At 72.2% G+C, this 14,264-nt stretch carries 16 protein-coding genes; 10 read left to right on the plus strand and 6 right to left on the minus strand.

Annotation, left to right across the window (positions count from 1 at the left end; translation table 11 throughout):
- From C2L59_RS47580 to C2L59_RS28730, 3 genes are all read left to right on the plus strand, one after another.
- A partial coding sequence (locus tag C2L59_RS47580) for a hypothetical protein (protein WP_103351143.1) occupies nt 1-903 on the plus strand: 903 nt, incomplete at its 5' end.
- A gap of 63 nt (nt 904-966) precedes the next feature.
- The gene (locus C2L59_RS28725; RefSeq protein WP_103352654.1) at nt 967-2,289 is read left to right on the plus strand and encodes a M20/M25/M40 family metallo-hydrolase; all 1,323 of its coding nucleotides are present in this window, start codon (nt 967-969) and stop codon (nt 2,287-2,289) included.
- Nucleotides 2,289-3,170, plus strand: a complete 882-nt coding sequence (locus C2L59_RS28730; RefSeq protein ID WP_103352655.1) for an alpha/beta fold hydrolase — start codon at nt 2,289-2,291, stop codon at nt 3,168-3,170. Before C2L59_RS28725 ends, C2L59_RS28730 begins: the two co-directional genes overlap by 1 nt.
- Here the strand turns inward: C2L59_RS28730 and C2L59_RS28735 are convergent.
- Entirely contained in the window at nt 3,148-3,849 is a 702-nt protein-coding gene (locus C2L59_RS28735; protein WP_103352656.1) for a methyltransferase domain-containing protein, read from the minus strand. The genes C2L59_RS28730 and C2L59_RS28735 overlap by 23 nt on opposite strands.
- Nucleotides 3,850-3,877: 28 nt before the next feature.
- On the opposite strand from C2L59_RS28735, the gene C2L59_RS28740 reads away from it, so the two are divergent.
- From C2L59_RS28740 to C2L59_RS28750, 3 genes are read left to right on the plus strand one after another with little or no spacing between them, the layout of a single operon-like run.
- Nucleotides 3,878-4,255 (plus strand): MerR family transcriptional regulator, encoded by a 378-nt coding sequence (locus tag C2L59_RS28740; RefSeq protein ID WP_199199299.1) that lies wholly within the window; start codon nt 3,878-3,880, stop codon nt 4,253-4,255.
- 31 nt (nt 4,256-4,286) lie between these two features.
- Nucleotides 4,287-4,874 carry a helix-turn-helix domain-containing protein gene (locus C2L59_RS28745; protein WP_199199300.1) on the plus strand — a complete coding sequence of 196 codons (588 nt, stop codon included), beginning with the start codon at nt 4,287-4,289 and terminating at the stop codon, nt 4,872-4,874.
- Nucleotide 4,875: 1 nt separating this feature from the next.
- Nucleotides 4,876-5,604 carry an SRPBCC domain-containing protein gene (locus C2L59_RS28750; RefSeq protein WP_103352658.1) on the plus strand — a complete coding sequence of 243 codons (729 nt, stop codon included), beginning with the start codon at nt 4,876-4,878 and terminating at the stop codon, nt 5,602-5,604.
- On the opposite strand, the gene C2L59_RS28755 is transcribed toward C2L59_RS28750, so the two are convergent.
- The 3 genes from C2L59_RS28755 to C2L59_RS28765 form a co-directional block, all read right to left on the minus strand.
- Nucleotides 5,601-5,825 (minus strand): DUF5703 family protein, encoded by a 225-nt coding sequence (locus C2L59_RS28755; protein WP_103352659.1) that lies wholly within the window; start codon nt 5,823-5,825, stop codon nt 5,601-5,603. The genes C2L59_RS28750 and C2L59_RS28755 overlap by 4 nt on opposite strands.
- Entirely contained in the window at nt 5,822-6,835 is a 1,014-nt protein-coding gene (locus tag C2L59_RS28760; protein ID WP_103352660.1) for a YncE family protein, read from the minus strand. Before C2L59_RS28760 ends, C2L59_RS28755 begins: the two co-directional genes overlap by 4 nt.
- Before the next feature lie 98 nt (nt 6,836-6,933).
- Nucleotides 6,934-7,902, minus strand: coding sequence for an aldo/keto reductase (locus tag C2L59_RS28765; protein WP_199199301.1), 969 nt, complete (start codon nt 7,900-7,902; stop codon nt 6,934-6,936).
- An 86-nt stretch (nt 7,903-7,988) separates the two neighbouring features.
- Between C2L59_RS28765 and C2L59_RS28770 the strand changes: the two genes are divergently transcribed.
- The 4 genes from C2L59_RS28770 to C2L59_RS28785 all read left to right on the plus strand — a co-directional run bounded on the left by C2L59_RS28770 (nt 7,989) and on the right by C2L59_RS28785 (nt 12,749).
- Nucleotides 7,989-9,026 (plus strand): LLM class F420-dependent oxidoreductase, encoded by a 1,038-nt coding sequence (locus C2L59_RS28770; protein ID WP_103352662.1) that lies wholly within the window; start codon nt 7,989-7,991, stop codon nt 9,024-9,026.
- A 1-nt stretch (nt 9,027) separates the two neighbouring features.
- On the plus strand, nt 9,028-9,870 hold the full coding sequence (locus C2L59_RS28775) for an undecaprenyl-diphosphate phosphatase (RefSeq protein WP_103352663.1): 843 nt from the start codon (nt 9,028-9,030) through the stop codon (nt 9,868-9,870).
- A 24-nt stretch (nt 9,871-9,894) separates the two neighbouring features.
- Nucleotides 9,895-10,599, plus strand: a complete 705-nt coding sequence (locus C2L59_RS28780; RefSeq protein WP_103352664.1) for a histidine phosphatase family protein — start codon at nt 9,895-9,897, stop codon at nt 10,597-10,599.
- A gap of 95 nt (nt 10,600-10,694) precedes the next feature.
- Entirely contained in the window at nt 10,695-12,749 is a 2,055-nt protein-coding gene (locus C2L59_RS28785; RefSeq protein ID WP_103352665.1) for a M3 family metallopeptidase, read from the plus strand.
- 101 nt (nt 12,750-12,850) lie between these two features.
- Here the strand turns inward: C2L59_RS28785 and C2L59_RS28790 are convergent, their stop codons facing one another.
- Together C2L59_RS28790 and C2L59_RS28795 are read right to left on the minus strand one after the other, a co-directional pair.
- The gene (locus C2L59_RS28790; RefSeq protein ID WP_103352666.1) at nt 12,851-13,531 is read right to left on the minus strand and encodes an SGNH/GDSL hydrolase family protein; all 681 of its coding nucleotides are present in this window, start codon (nt 13,529-13,531) and stop codon (nt 12,851-12,853) included.
- Nucleotides 13,532-13,609: 78 nt separating this feature from the next.
- Complete coding sequence (locus C2L59_RS28795; RefSeq protein WP_103352667.1) at nt 13,610-14,209, minus strand: ClpP family protease; 600 nt, start codon at nt 14,207-14,209, stop codon at nt 13,610-13,612.
- Nucleotides 14,210-14,264 lie beyond the last annotated feature (55 nt).

A 14,264-nucleotide genomic window follows, 5' to 3' on the forward strand; every position in this document is an offset into this window, starting at 1 on the left:
GCGAAGAACCTGCCCGCAATCGCCGGCGAACGGTTGCGCGAAGTGTGCGGTGTCCGCGAAGAGGACAACGCCGGAACGGTTCGCGGCAAGGTCGTCGACACGCTTCGCCGGCTGATCGAGAAACTGCCCGGGTCGCAGCGGGAAACGGCGCGGATCGTGCTGGGTTTCGGCACCGGCGCGAACGAGCGCTACACCCAGCGCCTGGAGCTGCTGGGCACCGGGGCCGACCGCAACGTGCGCACCATGCAGCGTCGCGCCGACGACGTGATCTACCTGATCGCCGAAGCCGCGTACGGGGCGCCGTCGCCGTTCGGGGGTGTTTCGGCGAACAGCCAGGACGGTCCCTGGCACACCTCGGACCTCGCGGTCAACCTGACCCTGACCGGGACCGCCGCCGAGGTGTTCGAAACCCGCAAGGTGGTCAGCCACGTCGCCGGGCTGGCCGAGATCGAGCACGCGATCTCCCTCGCCCGCCCGGCCAGCACGACGAGCCCGCCGGACCTGTCCGGCCTCGGCATCGACGTCGTCGCCGGCGGCGAGGTGCACTCCGTGCGCCTGGTCAGCTCCACCCGCGTCGCCTTCACCCTGCGGCCGCCGCAGCCGCTCGACGCCGGGGACCAGCACGAGTTCTTCTTCCGCATCCGGCTGGCCGAGCTGCCGGCCCCGTTCTACTGCTGCACGCCGGAATTCCTGTGCGAAAGCTTCGAGCTCAACGTCCGGTTCGACCGGCGCGAGCCGCCGCAGCGCGTCTGGCGCATCGACGGCGACCTCTCGAAGGACGCCCACGACCCGCTGCCCGCGCGCAAACCGCTGTTCCTCGACAACGCGGGTGAGGTGCACACGAGTTTCCGGGACCTGCGGCCCGCGCGGTCGTACGGCGTGGGGTGGCAGCCCGCTCCCTGAACCGGCGCCGCCGGGCGTTCCCACGGCCAGCACACCGGGCCATCCGGGTGATAGGAATGGCCGGTGACCGAACCGAACCTGATCGAAGCCGCCGCGGCCGAGGCCGTTACGCTGACCAGCGAACTCATCCGCATCGACACCACCAACACCGGGGATCCCGACACGGTGGTCGGCGAGCGGGCGGCGGCCGAGTACGTTGCCGAGAAGCTGACCGACGCCGGCTACGAGATCACCTACGTCGAGTCGGGTGGGAAGAACCGGCACAACGTCTTCGTACGGCTGCCCGGAGCGGACGCGAGCAGGGGAGCCCTGCTCATCCACGGCCACCTCGACGCCGTGCCCGCCGACGCCTCGGAGTGGTCCGTGCACCCCTTCTCCGGCGCGATCCAGGACGACTACGTCTGGGGCCGGGGCGCGGTCGACATGAAGGACATGTGCGGGATGGCGCTCGCGCTGGCCCGGCACTACAAGCTGAACAACGTCGTGCCGCCGCGGGACCTGGTCTTCGCCTTCCTGGCCGATGAGGAGGCCGGGGGCCAGTACGGCGCCCAGTGGCTCGTCGAGAACCGGCCGGAGCTGTTCGAGGGGGTCACCGAGGCCATCAGCGAGGTCGGCGGGTTCTCCATCACGCTCAAGGACGACGTCCGCGCCTACCTCATCGAGACGGCGGAGAAGGGCATCCGCTGGATGAAGCTGCGCGTGCGCGGTACCGCCGGGCACGGGTCGATGATCCACCGGGACAACGCCGTCACCAAGCTCGCCGAGGCCGTCGCGAAGCTCGGCAACCACCGGTTCCCGCTCGTGCTCACCGACTCCGTCAAGGAGTTCCTCGCCGGCGTCACCGAGATCACCGGCTGGGACTTCCCCGAGGACGACCTCGAAGGCTCGGTCGCCAAGCTGGGCAACATCTCGCGGATGATCGGCGCGACCCTGCGTGACACCGCCAACCCGACCATGCTCACCGCCGGGTACAAGTCGAACGTCATCCCGTCGGTCGCCGAGGCCGCGGTCGACTGCCGGATCCTGCCGGGGCGGCTGGAGGCCTTCGACCGCGAGCTCGACGAGCTGCTCGGCCCGGACATCGAGAAGGAGTGGATGGAGCTCCCGCCGGTCGAGACGACCTTCGACGGCGCGCTCGTGGACGCCATGACCGCCGCGGTGCTGGCCGAGGACCCGGGGGCGAAGACGCTGCCGTACATGCTCTCCGGCGGCACCGACGCCAAGTCGTTCCAGCAGCTCGGCATCCGCAACTTCGGCTTCGCGCCGCTCAAGCTGCCCGCGGACCTCGACTTCTCGGCGCTGTTCCACGGCGTCGACGAGCGCGTCCCGGTGGAGGCGCTGAAGTTCGGCACCCGCGTCCTCGACCGGTTCCTGCGCACGTCCTGATGACCGGGTTCGCGCTCGCCGACGGCACGCCCCTGCAGGTGGTCCGCAGGGGCGACCCGGCCGCTCCGGTGACGGTGGTGTTCGTCCACGGCTACGCGCTCGACCAGCGCAGCTGGGGCCGCATCGCGCCGCTGGTGCCGGACGCCGCCGGCGGGCCGGTGGCCGTGCTGACCTACGACCAGCGCGGCCACGGCGGGTCGGGGCGGGCGCGGCGGGGGACCGCGACCATGGCGCAGCTCGGCGACGACCTCGCCGAGCTGCTCGAGCGCGAGGTCCCCGAAGGCCGGGTGGTGCTGGTGGGCCACGACATGGGCGGCCTGGCGATCATGTCGCTGTCCCAGCGGCACCCGGAGCTGTTCGCCGCCCGGGTGTCCGGCCTGGTGCTGCTGGCGACGTCCTCGGGCACCCTCGCCACCGAGGTGTCGGCGGCCTGGCCGAACGCGCTGGGCAAGCTGGCCCGCGACCTCGAGGCGGTGCTCGGCTCGAAGCTTTTCGGCGTCGTGCGCGAGCGGACCAGCCGGGCGGTCAGCGCGGGCCTGCGCTGGTGGCTGTTCGGCGACGACCCGGACCCGGACCTGGTCGAGCTGACCGTCAAGATGATCCGCGGCAACTGGCCGCACACCGTCTCCCTGTTCCGCCCGGCCCTCGACGCCTACGCGCGCCACGCGGCCTTGGCGCAGGTCAGCGGCCTGCCGGTGACGGCGATCGTGGGGGAGCGGGACCGGATCGTGCGCGCGTCCGACGTCGAGCAGTGGGTCCGCGGGCTCGACGCCGGGACGTCGGTGGTGTTGCCCGGCGTCGGGCACGTCGTGCCGCTGGAGGCCGCGGCGCAGGTGCTGCCGCGGGTGGTCGCGCTGGTCAACGCGAGTCACCGGAGCTGAGGCGGCCGGTGGCGAGGAAGATCGGCACGGCGACGAACAGCCGGTCTTCCCGGGCGCGGCCGGTCTGCTCGGCGAGCCAGGCGCCGTCGCCGCCGAGGTTGGCCAGTACCGGCAGGGCCGCCGCGTCGGTCCACACCAGCGCGCGGACTTCGACGGTCACGTCGGTGAAGCCGTTGTCCAGCAGCAGGGTGCGGTACCGCCGGGCGATCCGCGGGTGGGGCAGGCCGTCCGCGCGCGCGTGGACGATCGACCGGGTGCGGGCCGGGTCGTCGGAGTCGATGACGATCGTGTCCCAGTCCTGGCCGGTCAGCACCGCGCGGCCGCCCGGGGCCAGCACGCGGCGGGCCTCGGCCACCGCGAGCGCCGGTTCGGGCACCACGTGCAGGACCTTGTCGGCGCGGTAGCCGGTGACCGAACCGTCGGCGAGGGGCAGCGCGGTGGCGTCGGCGACGTGGAATTCGCCGGCGGGCCAGCGTGCCGCGGCGGTCTCGATCATCGCCGGGTCGGCGTCGACGCCGATCGCCCGCACCCCGCGGGCGGCCAGTTCGCCGACGGCCCGGCCACTGCCGCAGCCGACGTCGACCACGACGTCGCCGAGTCCGGAGTAGGTGCGTTCCCGCAGGTCGGCGGCTTGCGGGCGGTCGTCGAGAGCGTCGAGGAGCGTGAGCAACGTGGACATGGCGCCCATCCTGCGACTTAATGCCGGCATGAAGTCAATCGGCGAAGTGGCGGCGCGCTTCGGGCTGCCTGCGCACGTGCTGCGCTACTGGGAAGCGGAAGGGCTGCTGGCCCCGGCCCGGGTGGGCGCCCGGCGCCGCTACGACGACGCCGACCTGCGCCGGGTGGCCGCGATCCTGGTCGCGAAGGAAGCCGGGTTCGAGCTCGTGGACATCCGGTCGATGCTGACCGACCGGTCCGCCGCCGGCCGGGCGGCGATGGCGGCCCGCCAGCGGGACCGGCTGCGGGCCCGGATCGCCCGGGCGCAGGCCGCGCTCGAGCTCATCGAGGGCGACTGCCGGCACGACGACCTCATGGCGTGCCCGCACTTCCAGAGCCTCCTCGACCGACAGCTCGATCGTTCTTGACAACTTCTCTGTTCGAAAGAACACTGGGCGCATGTATCCCGTGGCGGTGATCGAAGACGCGGCGGCGGCCGAGGTGTCCCTGGACCCGGTCCGGGCCCGGCTGCTCGCCGAGCTGGCCGAGCCGGCGTCGGCGACGATGCTCGCCGGGCGGGTCGGCCTGCCCCGGCAGAAGGTCAACTACCACCTGCGCGCGCTGGAGAGCCACGGCCTGGTCGAGCTGGTCGAGGAACGCCGCAAGGGCAACGTCACCGAGCGGATGATGCGGGCGACGGCGGCGTCGTACGTCATCTCGCCGACGGCACTGGCCGCGGTGCAGCCGGATCCGGCCCGCTCGCCCGACCGGCTCTCGGCGCGGTGGCTGCTCGCCGTCGCCGGGCGGCTGGTGCGCGACGTCGGCCTGCTGATCACCGGCGCGGCGAAGGCCCAGCAGCGCGTCGCGACCTTCGCGCTCGACGGCGAGGTGCGGTTCGCCTCCGCCGCCGACCGGGCCGCGTTCGCCGAGGAGCTCACGACCGCGGTCACCACCCTGGTCGGCCGGTACCACGACGAGACAGCCGAGAAGGGCCGCTCGTACCGGGTGGTCGTCGCCGTGCACCCGAGCGTCCCGGAGGCGTCCTGACGTGGGCCACGAGTTCGAACTGACCGACGTCGCCGAGGTCGGCGCGACGCCGGACCAGGTGTGGGAAGCCATCGCGACCGGCCCCGGCATCGACTCCTGGTTCATGGGCCGCAACGAGGTCGAGGGCGGCACCGGCGGCACGGTCCGCGGCGCCTTCGGCGGGTACCGGCCGGAGTACGGGATCCGAGACTGGGAGCCGCCCGCGAAGCTCGCCTACGGCAGCGACACCGCACCGGACGGACGGCGGATCGCCTACGAGTTCCTCGTCGAGGGCCGCGACTCCGGCAGCACGGTGATCCGCTGCGTCACCAGCGGCTTCCTCCCCGGCGACGACTGGGAGGACGAGTTCCAGGCGATGACCACGGGCGGCGAGCTGTTCTTCCGCACCCTGGCCGAGTACGTGACGCACTTCGCGGGCCGCACCGCGGTGCCGGTGACGGCGTTCGGCCCGCCGGTGGCGGACTGGGAAGCGGCGTGGACGCGGCTCGGCGCGGAGCTCGGCCTGCCGGCGCGCCCGGCCGAGGGCGACCGGGTCCGGATCGGCCGGGAGGGCGTGGTCTACGCGGCCAACGACCAGGCGGTGGGCGTGCGCACGCCGGACGCGATGTTCCGGTTCGTGCGCGGCTTCCACGGGCCGATGGTGGCGTCCCACCACCTCTTCGCGCCGGGAACCGACCCCGGGACCGAGGAGAAGACCTGGGGCGGCTGGCTGAACCGCGTGTCCGGCTAGGTCGGCAGGGCGCCCGGCAGGCTCTGGGCCGTCTTCTTGCGGCGCAGCCAGACCCGGCGCGTGCCGTCGGCGTAGAGCCGCACGGTGCGCAGTTCCCAGCCCGCGAACTCCGCGTGGATGGAGAGCTGGGTCGCCGCCGCACGCCGGGACACGCCCGGGGGGAGGTGCAGGCGGCGATACTCCCAATCCCCTTCGACCACCGCCTCGCTGACCGCTGTCATGGCTCGATCACCTGGGTCCCTTCTCCGGCGGCCGAGCCGACGATCACCCGGCCGCTCTTCTCCTCCACCCCGACCGAGTCCGGCTGGCGCACGGTGGGGAACCGGTACTTCTCCACGGGCTCGCCCCCGCGGACGTCGAACCCGACCACTTCGTTCCGTCCGGTGAGTGTCACCCACGCCAGGCTGCGCGTCGCGTCGTAAGCGATCCCGTACGCCCCACCGGGCACCGGGAAACGCTGCTTCAGGATCAGCGGGCCCGCCGAGAACGCCAGCAGCGCCCCCGCCCGCACGTCGGTCACCAGCACCCGCCCGTAGGAGTCGGCCACGGCGTTCGCGGCGCCGTCCCCCGCCCGCAGCCCCTCGCCGACCTTGCCCGCCGCGACGTCCACCGAGAACACCGCGGTCCGCAACCGGTCCAGCACCACGACCCCGTTCCCGGTGTCGACCACGTCGTCGGCGCTGTAGAGCTGCCCGCCGATCGTCCGCGCCGGACCCGCCACCGGCAGCACCCGGATGTCCTTCCCCGCCCCCATCGCCACCAGCCGATCGGCCCCGTAGGCGATGCTCGACGCCGGCTGCCCGCCGGTCTTCGTCTCGGTGAGCTTCCGGTCCGGCAACGTCAGCTGCTGCACCACACCCGGCCCGGGCTCGGCGATCTCCACCCGCCCCGGCGTCACCGTCAGCCGGGACGCGGTGCCGTATAACGGCATATTCACCGGCGCTGACGCGAGGGCGTTCAGGTCGTAGAGCCGCAGCGACGGCGGCGAAGAAACCGCAACGACGAGGGTCGACGTCTTCGGATCCACGGCGACGGCCGAAACCGGGCCGTCGGCGAGGACCCGGCCGGCGGGCTTGACGGTCACCGCGGGGGAGACGGCCGGGCGCGCGGCGGTCGGGTTCGCCACGATCTGCAGGTCGTCGGAGGTCGACTTGGCCGACGAGCAGCCCGAGAGCGCCAGGGCACCGGCGAGCGGGATCGCGATCCACGACACGGCGGCGAGCCGACGCACGTTGCGGCCTCCAGTTGTCCCTCGGCGGGCGGTCTCCACCAGCATGCTCCTTGATCCCCGTGCCGTCACGTGCGTGTCACCGAACAGACACCTGGCGCTCACCGCGGCCAGCGTTCGGGGTAGCCGACCTCGATCGCGCTGACGTCGTCGAGCGCGGACCGGATGGCGGGCGGCAGAGTGATCTCCTCCGCCGCCAGCGAGCCGGTGAGCTGGCCGGTGTCGCGGGCGCCGACGACCGGGGCGACGACGCCGGGCCGGTCGCGGACCCAGGCCAGGGCGACGGCGAGCGGGGACGTGCCCAGCCCGTCGGCGGCGGTCGCGACGGCCTGCACGATCCGGGCGGCGCGGTCGGTGCGGTGGTGCTCGACGTAGCCGGCGTAGGCGCTGTTCGCGCCGCGGGAGTCGGCGGGCGTGCCGGTGCGGTACTTGCCGGTCAGAACGCCGCGGCCGAGCGGGGCCCACGGCAGCAGCCCGATGCCGTGGTGGGCGGCCGCGGGTACGACTTCGCGGTCCACCCCGCGTTCCAGCAGCGAGTACTCGACCTGGGTGGAAACGAGCGGCGCGGTGGCCGGGGCACCGGCGGCCGCGGTGGCCAGCTGCCAGCCGGCGTAGTTCGAGACGCCGACGTAGCGGACCTTTCCGCTGGTCACGGCGTATTCGAGGGCGGACAGCGTCTCGGCGAGGGGCACGCAGTCGTCCCAGGCGTGCAGCTGCCAGAGGTCGATGTGGTCGGTGCCGAGCCGCTTGAGGGAGCCGTCGAGCGCGCTGAGCAGGGCGCCGCGGGAGGCGCCGCCGCCGAACGGGCCTTCGGTGCGCCGGGCGACCGCCTTCGTCGCGAGGACGACGTCGTCGCGGGGCACGAGGTCGCCGAGCAGCGAGCCGAGCACCCGTTCGCTCTCGCCCTCGCCGTAGATGTCGGCCGTGTCCACCAGGGTGCCGCCGGCGTCGACGAAGGCGACCAGCTGGCTGGCGGCCTCCTCGGCGTCCGTGTCGCCACCCCAGGTCATGGTGCCGAGCGCCATACGGGAGACGCGCAGTCCCGAGCGGCCGAGCAGTCGCTTTTCCACGACCGCCGAGCCTAGTGGGCTGCCCCGTCCGGAGGAGACCAAGGTGAGTCGTGTCGCGATCAAGGCCCCCGTTAGGGTCGGGCCCCGTGCGACTCGGACTGAATCTCGGCTACTGGGGCATGGGGAACGACCCCGCGCACCTGGCCCTGGCGAAACACGCGGAGGAGCTGGGGTACGCGGTCGTGTGGGCGGCGGAGGCCTACGGCTCGGACGCGGTGACCGTGCTGACCTGGATCGCGGCGCGGACGTCGCGGATCGACGTCGGCGCCGCCGTGCTGCAGATCCCGGCGCGCACCCCGGCGATGACCGCGATGACGGCCGCGACCCTGGACACGCTCTCGGGCGGGCGGTTCCGGCTCGGTCTGGGCGTGTCGGGCCCACAGGTGTCCGAGGGCTGGCACGGCGTGCGGTTCACCTCGCCGGTGAGCCGCACCCGCGAGTACGCCTCGATCGTGCGTTCGGCGTTGCGGCGGGAGCGGGTGCGGTTCGCGGGTGAGCACTTCACGCTGCCGCTGCCGGACGGGCCCGGGAAGGCGCTGCGGATGACCGTCCGGCCGGCCCGTAAGCACGTCCCGCTGTACCTGGCCGCGATCGGGCCGAAGAACCTGGAGCTGACCGGGGAGATCGCCGACGGCTGGCTGCCGGTGTTCTTCTCGCCGGCCCACGCGGGGGAGCAGCTGGCCCACGTTCGGGCCGGTGCCGAGCGGGCCGGCCGTGGCCTGGACGGCTTCGACGTGGTCCCGTCGGTGCCGCTGGTGCCCGGGGACGACTGGCGGGCCTGCGCGGACGCCGTCCGCGGCTACGCCGCCCTCTACCTGGGCGGGATGGGGAGCAAGGAGAAGAACTTCTACAACCGGCTGGCGTGCCGGATGGGTTTCGCGGCCGAGGCCGCCGAAGTGCAGGAGAAGTACCTGGCCGGCGACCGGGCGGGGGCGATGGCGGCGGTGCCGCCGGAGTTCCTCGACGCGACGTCGCTGCTGGGTCCGAAGGAACGGATCGCGGAGAAGATGAAGGAATACGCCGAAGCCGGCGTGACGACCCTGTCGGTGTCGCCGTACTCGCCGGAGCCGGCCGCAGCGCTGCGCACCGCCGTCGAGGCGCTGGACCTGGCGGGGGTGGCCTGACGTGGGGTGGTTCGAAGCCCTGGTGCTCGGCCTGGTCCAGGGCCTGACCGAGTTCCTGCCGATTTCCTCGAGCGCGCACCTGCGGATCGTCGCGGCCCTCGCGGGCTGGGACGACCCGGGCGCGGCGTTCACCGCGGTCACCCAGATCGGCACCGAGCTGGCGGTGATCATCTACTTCGGGCCGAAGATCGGGAAGATCCTGCGGGCCTGGTTCTTCTCGCTGTACAAGGCGGAGTGGCGCCGTGACCCGGACGCCCGGCTGGGCTGGCTGATCATCGTCGGCTCGCTGCCGATCGTGGTGCTCGGGCTGCTGCTGCAGGACCAGATCGACAGCGCGTTCCGCGACCTGCGGATCACCGCGACCGTGCTGATCGTGTTCGGCGTGATCCTGCTGATCGCCGACCGGATCGGCAAGCAGGACCGGACGCTGGACGACCTGACCGTGCCGCACGGCCTGGGCTTCGGCTTCGCGCAGGCCCTGGCCCTGATCCCCGGCGTGTCCCGCTCGGGCGGCACCACGAGCGCGGGCCTGCTGCTGGGCTACACGCGGGCGGAGGCGGCGGAGTACTCGTTCCTGCTGGCGCTGCCGGCGGTGTTCGGGTCGGGCGTGTACAAGCTCAAGGACATCGGCTCGGGGAACGTGCCGGCCCAGTGGGGCCCGACGATCCTGGCCACGCTGGTCGCCTTCGGGGTCGGGTACGCGGTGATCGCGTGGCTGATGGCCTACATCAAGAAGCGCAGCTTCGTGCCGTTCGTGGTCTACCGGCTGGTGCTCGGCGTGCTGCTGTACGTGCTGATCTTCAGCGGCGTGCTGGACCCGAACGCCGGGCCCGTCGGGCACTGATCGCGGCCACGTAGGGTGGGGGCCGTGAGTACGGTCATTCTGCTCCGGCACGGCAAGTCGACGGCCAACGGCTCCGGCGTCCTGGCCGGGCGGTCCCCGAAGGTGAACCTCGACGACACCGGCCGCGGGCAGGCGGAGAAGCTCGTCGGACGGCTCGACGGCGTGCCCCTCGCGGGGCTCGTGGTCTCGCCGATGCTGCGGTGCAAGCAGACCGTCGGCCCCCTGGCGGCGGCCAGGGGGCTCGACAAGGTCGTCGAGCCCGGGCTGTCCGAAGTGGACTACGGCGACTGGACGGGCCGGGAGCTCAAGCACCTCGCCAAGGAACCGCTCTGGCGGGTCGTGCAGGCGCACGCCTCCGCGGCGGTCTTCCCCGGTGGCGAAGGGCTCGCGGCGATGCAGGCGCGGTCGGTGGCCGCCGTCCGCGCGCACGACCGGCGGATCGCCGCCGAGCACGGCGACCACGCCGTCTGGCTGCTGTGCAGCCACGGCGACGTGATCAAGTCCATCCTCGCCGACGCACTCGGCCAGCACCTCGACGCCTTCCAGCGGATCGTCGTCGACCCGGCGTCGATCTCGGTCGTGCGCTACACCGAGACGCGGCCGTTCGTCATGCGGGTCAACGACCACGGCGGCGACCTCCACGGGATCGTGCCCCCGGAGCCCAAGCCCCAGCGCGGGAAGAAGGCGGCGGACAGCGACGCCGTCGTGGGTGGCAGCACGGGCCGGTGACCCCGGCCACCTCCGGAAAGCGCTGACATCCGCACAGGTGGACCACGTAGGGTGGCGGGACCGAGTGTGTCTGTCCCCGACCAGGAGCCTGCCCGATGATTTCGCCGGACAACCCGTTCGCCGCACCCAGCGAGCTGCCCTACGCCCTGCCGCCCTTCGACCGGATCTCCGACGAGCACTACCGGCCCGCGCTCGAGGCCGGGCTGGCCGAGCACGCGGCGGAGATCGAGCAGATCGCGGCGCAGGACGCCGAGCCGACGTTCGAGAACACTATCGTGGCCCTCGAACGCGCCGGTGAGCTGCTGGGCCGGGTGGCGAGCGTGTTCTACAACCTGGCCGGCTCCAACAGCACCGACGAGATCCAGGCCATCCAGGCGGAGTTCGCGCCGAAGCTGGCCGCCCACCACGACGCGATCCACCTGAACCCGCAGCTGTTCGCCCGGATCGACGCGCTGCACGCGCGGCGGGACGAGCTCGGCCTGGACGAGGAGTCGCGGCGGCTGCTGGAGCGGCGGCACACCGACTTCAGCCGGGCCGGCGCCGGGCTCGGTGAAGCCGAGCAGGCCCGGCTGCGCGAGCTCAACGAGCAGCTGTCCACCCTGCAGACGAAGTTCCAGCAGAACCTGCTCAAGGACACCAACGACCTGGCCGTCGTCATCGCCGACCGCGCCGAGCTCGACGGCTTCGGCGAAGGCGCGATCGCCACCGCGGCCGAAGCGGCGGCCGCCCGCGGCGAGGACGGCAAGTACGTGCTCACGCTGAGCCTGCCGACCAGCCAGGCGTCACCGCTGGAGACCCTGCGCGATCGCGACGTGCGGGAGCGGATCCACGCCGCGTCGATGGCGCGGGGCAACCGCGGCAACGACTACGACAACAACACCGTCGTCGCCGAGATCGTGCGGCTGCGCGCGGAACGGGCCGTGCTGCTCGGCTACCCGCACCACGCGGCGTACGTCATCGCGGACGAGACGGCGAAGACCGCCGAGGCCGCCGCCGGGCTCCTGGAGCGGCTGGCGCCCGCCGCGGTCGCGAACGCCCGCGCCGAAGCCGCGGAGCTGCAGCAGCTGCTGGAGGCCGACGTGCCGGGCGCGAAGCTGCGGCCGTCGGACTGGCCGTACTACGCCGCCCAGGTCCGCCGTGAGCGGTTCGACGTCGACACCGAGGCGCTGCGGCCGTACTTCGAGGCCGACCGGGTGTACCTCGACGGCGTCTTCTTCGCCGCGACGAAACTGTACGGCCTGACCTTCACCGAGCGCGACGACCTGCCGAAGTACCACCCGGAGGTCCGGACCTTCGAGGTCTTCGACGCCGACGGCACCCCGCTGGGCCTGTACCTGCTCGACCTGTACACCCGCGACGCCAAGCGCGGTGGCGCCTGGATGAACACCTTCGTCGACCAGTCCGAGCTGCTCGGCCGCAAGACGGTCGTGGTCAACGTGCTGAACGTGAACAAGCCGCCGGCGGGGGAGCCGACCCTGCTGACCTTCGACGAGGTCGTCACCGCGTTCCACGAGTTCGGCCACGCCCTGCACGCGCTGGTCTCGGCGGTCCGCTACCCGACGTTCTCCGGTACCAACGTGCCGCGCGACTTCGTCGAATACCCGTCCCAGGTCAACGAAATGTGGATGCTGTGGCCGGAAGTCCTGGCCCACTACGCGAAGCACCACGTGACGGGGGAGGCGCTGCCACAGGAGCAGGTCGACAAGCTCCTCGCGGCCCAGCAGTACGGCGAAGGGTTCGCCACGACCGAGTACCTCGCGGCGTCCCTGCTCGACCAGGCCTGGCACCGCCTCGGCGTCGACGACCGCGTGGGGGAGGTGCAGTCGTTCGAGGCGGAGGCCCTGGTGAAGGCCGGCGTGGCCGTGGACGCCATCCCGCCGCGCTACCGCACGACGTACTTCGCCCACATCTTCAGCGGTGGCTACAGCGCCGGCTACTACTCCTACATCTGGAGCGAAGTCCTGGACGCCGACACCGTCCAGTGGTTCCGGGAGAGCGGGGGACTGACCCGCGAGAACGGCGACCACTTCCGCAGCACCCTGCTCGGCCGTGGCGGCTCCGTCGACCCGATGGACGCCTTCCGGGCCTTCCGCGGCCGCGACCCCGAGATAGACCCGCTGCTGACCCGCCGCGGGCTCAACGGCGCCTGATCTCCTTCATCTGTATAACGACCTATACTGCGGGGCTGGTTTTTTAGAACCAGCCCCGCAGTACCACTTGCCCAAAACCCGCAAAGACCTCGGGGACCGCCTCAGGCCACCAGGTCGAGCCAAGCTTCCGCGAGTGCGCGGTGGCCGGCCGAAGTGAGGTGCACGCCGTCTTCCGACCAGCGTTCCGGCCGGTCCGACGTGGACAGTCCGGTGAAGAGGGTGTCGGCGGTGAGCAGTTCGGCGTGGTACTCGGCCGCGAGGTCCCGCACGGCACGGATCTTCGGGTCGAGGCCGGTACGCCAGGCTCGCCGGGTGTCTTCGCCGACGACGACTTCGGCGGCCTCGCCGTCGCGGTGGATGCCGGCCGTGATGTCGCCGCGGACCGGCACGAGGAACGGTTCGATGAGGACGAGCTCGGTGCCCGCTTCGGCGAGCGGGGCCAGCAGGCGGTGGTAGTTCGCGGTGAACTCGGCTGCGGAGATTTCGCGGGCCGCGGGGTCGAAGGTGTGCTGTCCGTTGTCGTTGACGCCGACGAGAACGGACACGACGTCGGGGTGGGCGTCGAGGACGTCGGTTTGCCAGCGGGCCTGGAGGTCTTCGGTGGTGTCTCCGGCGTGGGCGGCGTTGATCCAGGTCAGCGGCCGTTCGGGGTGGCGGAAGCACCATTCGCCCGCGACGAGCAGGGGGTAGCCGCAGCGGTCTTCGCCGTCGGGGCGCCAGAGGTCGGTGATGGAGTCGCCGGTGAACAGCACCGTGCTGTGGGGCTTGAGGGTGATCGTCATGGGTCGAGCGTGGTGGGTGCGGCTGGCGGGGAACGCACGCCGGGCTGGCAGCCGGCTGGCATTCCCCGCCGCGGGGTGTCAGGCCGTGGCGGCTCGCTCGCGGGCGACGATGCGGTCGACGAAGCCGTAGGAGAGGGCTTCGTCGGCGTCGAACCAGCGGTCGCGGTCGGCGTCCGCGGTGATGCGCTCGACGGTCTGGCCGGTCTGGCGGGCGGTGATTTCGGCGATGCGGCGCTTCATCCGGCCGAAGACTTCGGCCTGGATGGCGATGTCGGTGGCGGCGCCGCCGATGCCGGCCGAGGGCTGGTGCATGACGATCCGGGTGTTGGGCAGCAGGTAGCGCTTGCCGGGGGTGCCGGAGGAGAGCAGGAACTGGCCCATGGAGGCGACGAAGCCGAGGCCGTAGGTGGCGACGTCGGGCTGGACGAGTTGCATGGTGTCGTAGATGGCCATGCCCGCGGTGACCGAGCCGCCGGGTGAGTTGATGTAGAAGGTGATGTCCTTCGCCGGGTCGTCGGCGGCGAGCAGGAGGAGCTGGGCGACGATGCGGTTGGCGACTTCGTCGTTCACCTCGGAGCCGAGGAAGACGATCCGGTCGCGCAGGAGCTGGTGGTACACCGATTCGTCGGGGTTCTGGGTGGCGGTGGCGTGCATGTCGGGTACGGCGAGAAGGGTCATGGCCTGACCGTAGGGCGCAAGATCGGGTTCGCGGTGGTGGTTTCGCTGTGGGCGT

This window comes from Amycolatopsis sp. CA-128772, assembly GCF_002904295.1.
Taxonomy (GTDB): Bacteria; Actinomycetota; Actinomycetes; order Mycobacteriales; family Pseudonocardiaceae; genus Amycolatopsis.

Bases quoted from the DNA above. Each gene is read 5' to 3' on its own strand.
- C2L59_RS28730 (WP_103352655.1), top strand. From the start codon at position 2,289: ATGACCGGGTTCGCGCTCGCCGACGGCACGCCCCTGCAGGTGGTCCGC.
- C2L59_RS28735 (WP_103352656.1), bottom strand. From the start codon at position 3,849: ATGTCCACGTTGCTCACGCTCCTCGACGCTCTCGACGACCGCCCGCAA.
- C2L59_RS28740 (WP_199199299.1), top strand. From the start codon at position 3,878: ATGAAGTCAATCGGCGAAGTGGCGGCGCGCTTCGGGCTGCCTGCGCAC.
- C2L59_RS28745 (WP_199199300.1), top strand. From the start codon at position 4,287: ATGTATCCCGTGGCGGTGATCGAAGACGCGGCGGCGGCCGAGGTGTCC.
- C2L59_RS28755 (WP_103352659.1), bottom strand. From the start codon at position 5,825: ATGACAGCGGTCAGCGAGGCGGTGGTCGAAGGGGATTGGGAGTATCGC.
- C2L59_RS28785 (WP_103352665.1), top strand. From the start codon at position 10,695: ATGATTTCGCCGGACAACCCGTTCGCCGCACCCAGCGAGCTGCCCTAC.
- C2L59_RS28790 (WP_103352666.1), bottom strand. From the start codon at position 13,531: ATGACGATCACCCTCAAGCCCCACAGCACGGTGCTGTTCACCGGCGAC.
- C2L59_RS28795 (WP_103352667.1), bottom strand. From the start codon at position 14,209: ATGACCCTTCTCGCCGTACCCGACATGCACGCCACCGCCACCCAGAAC.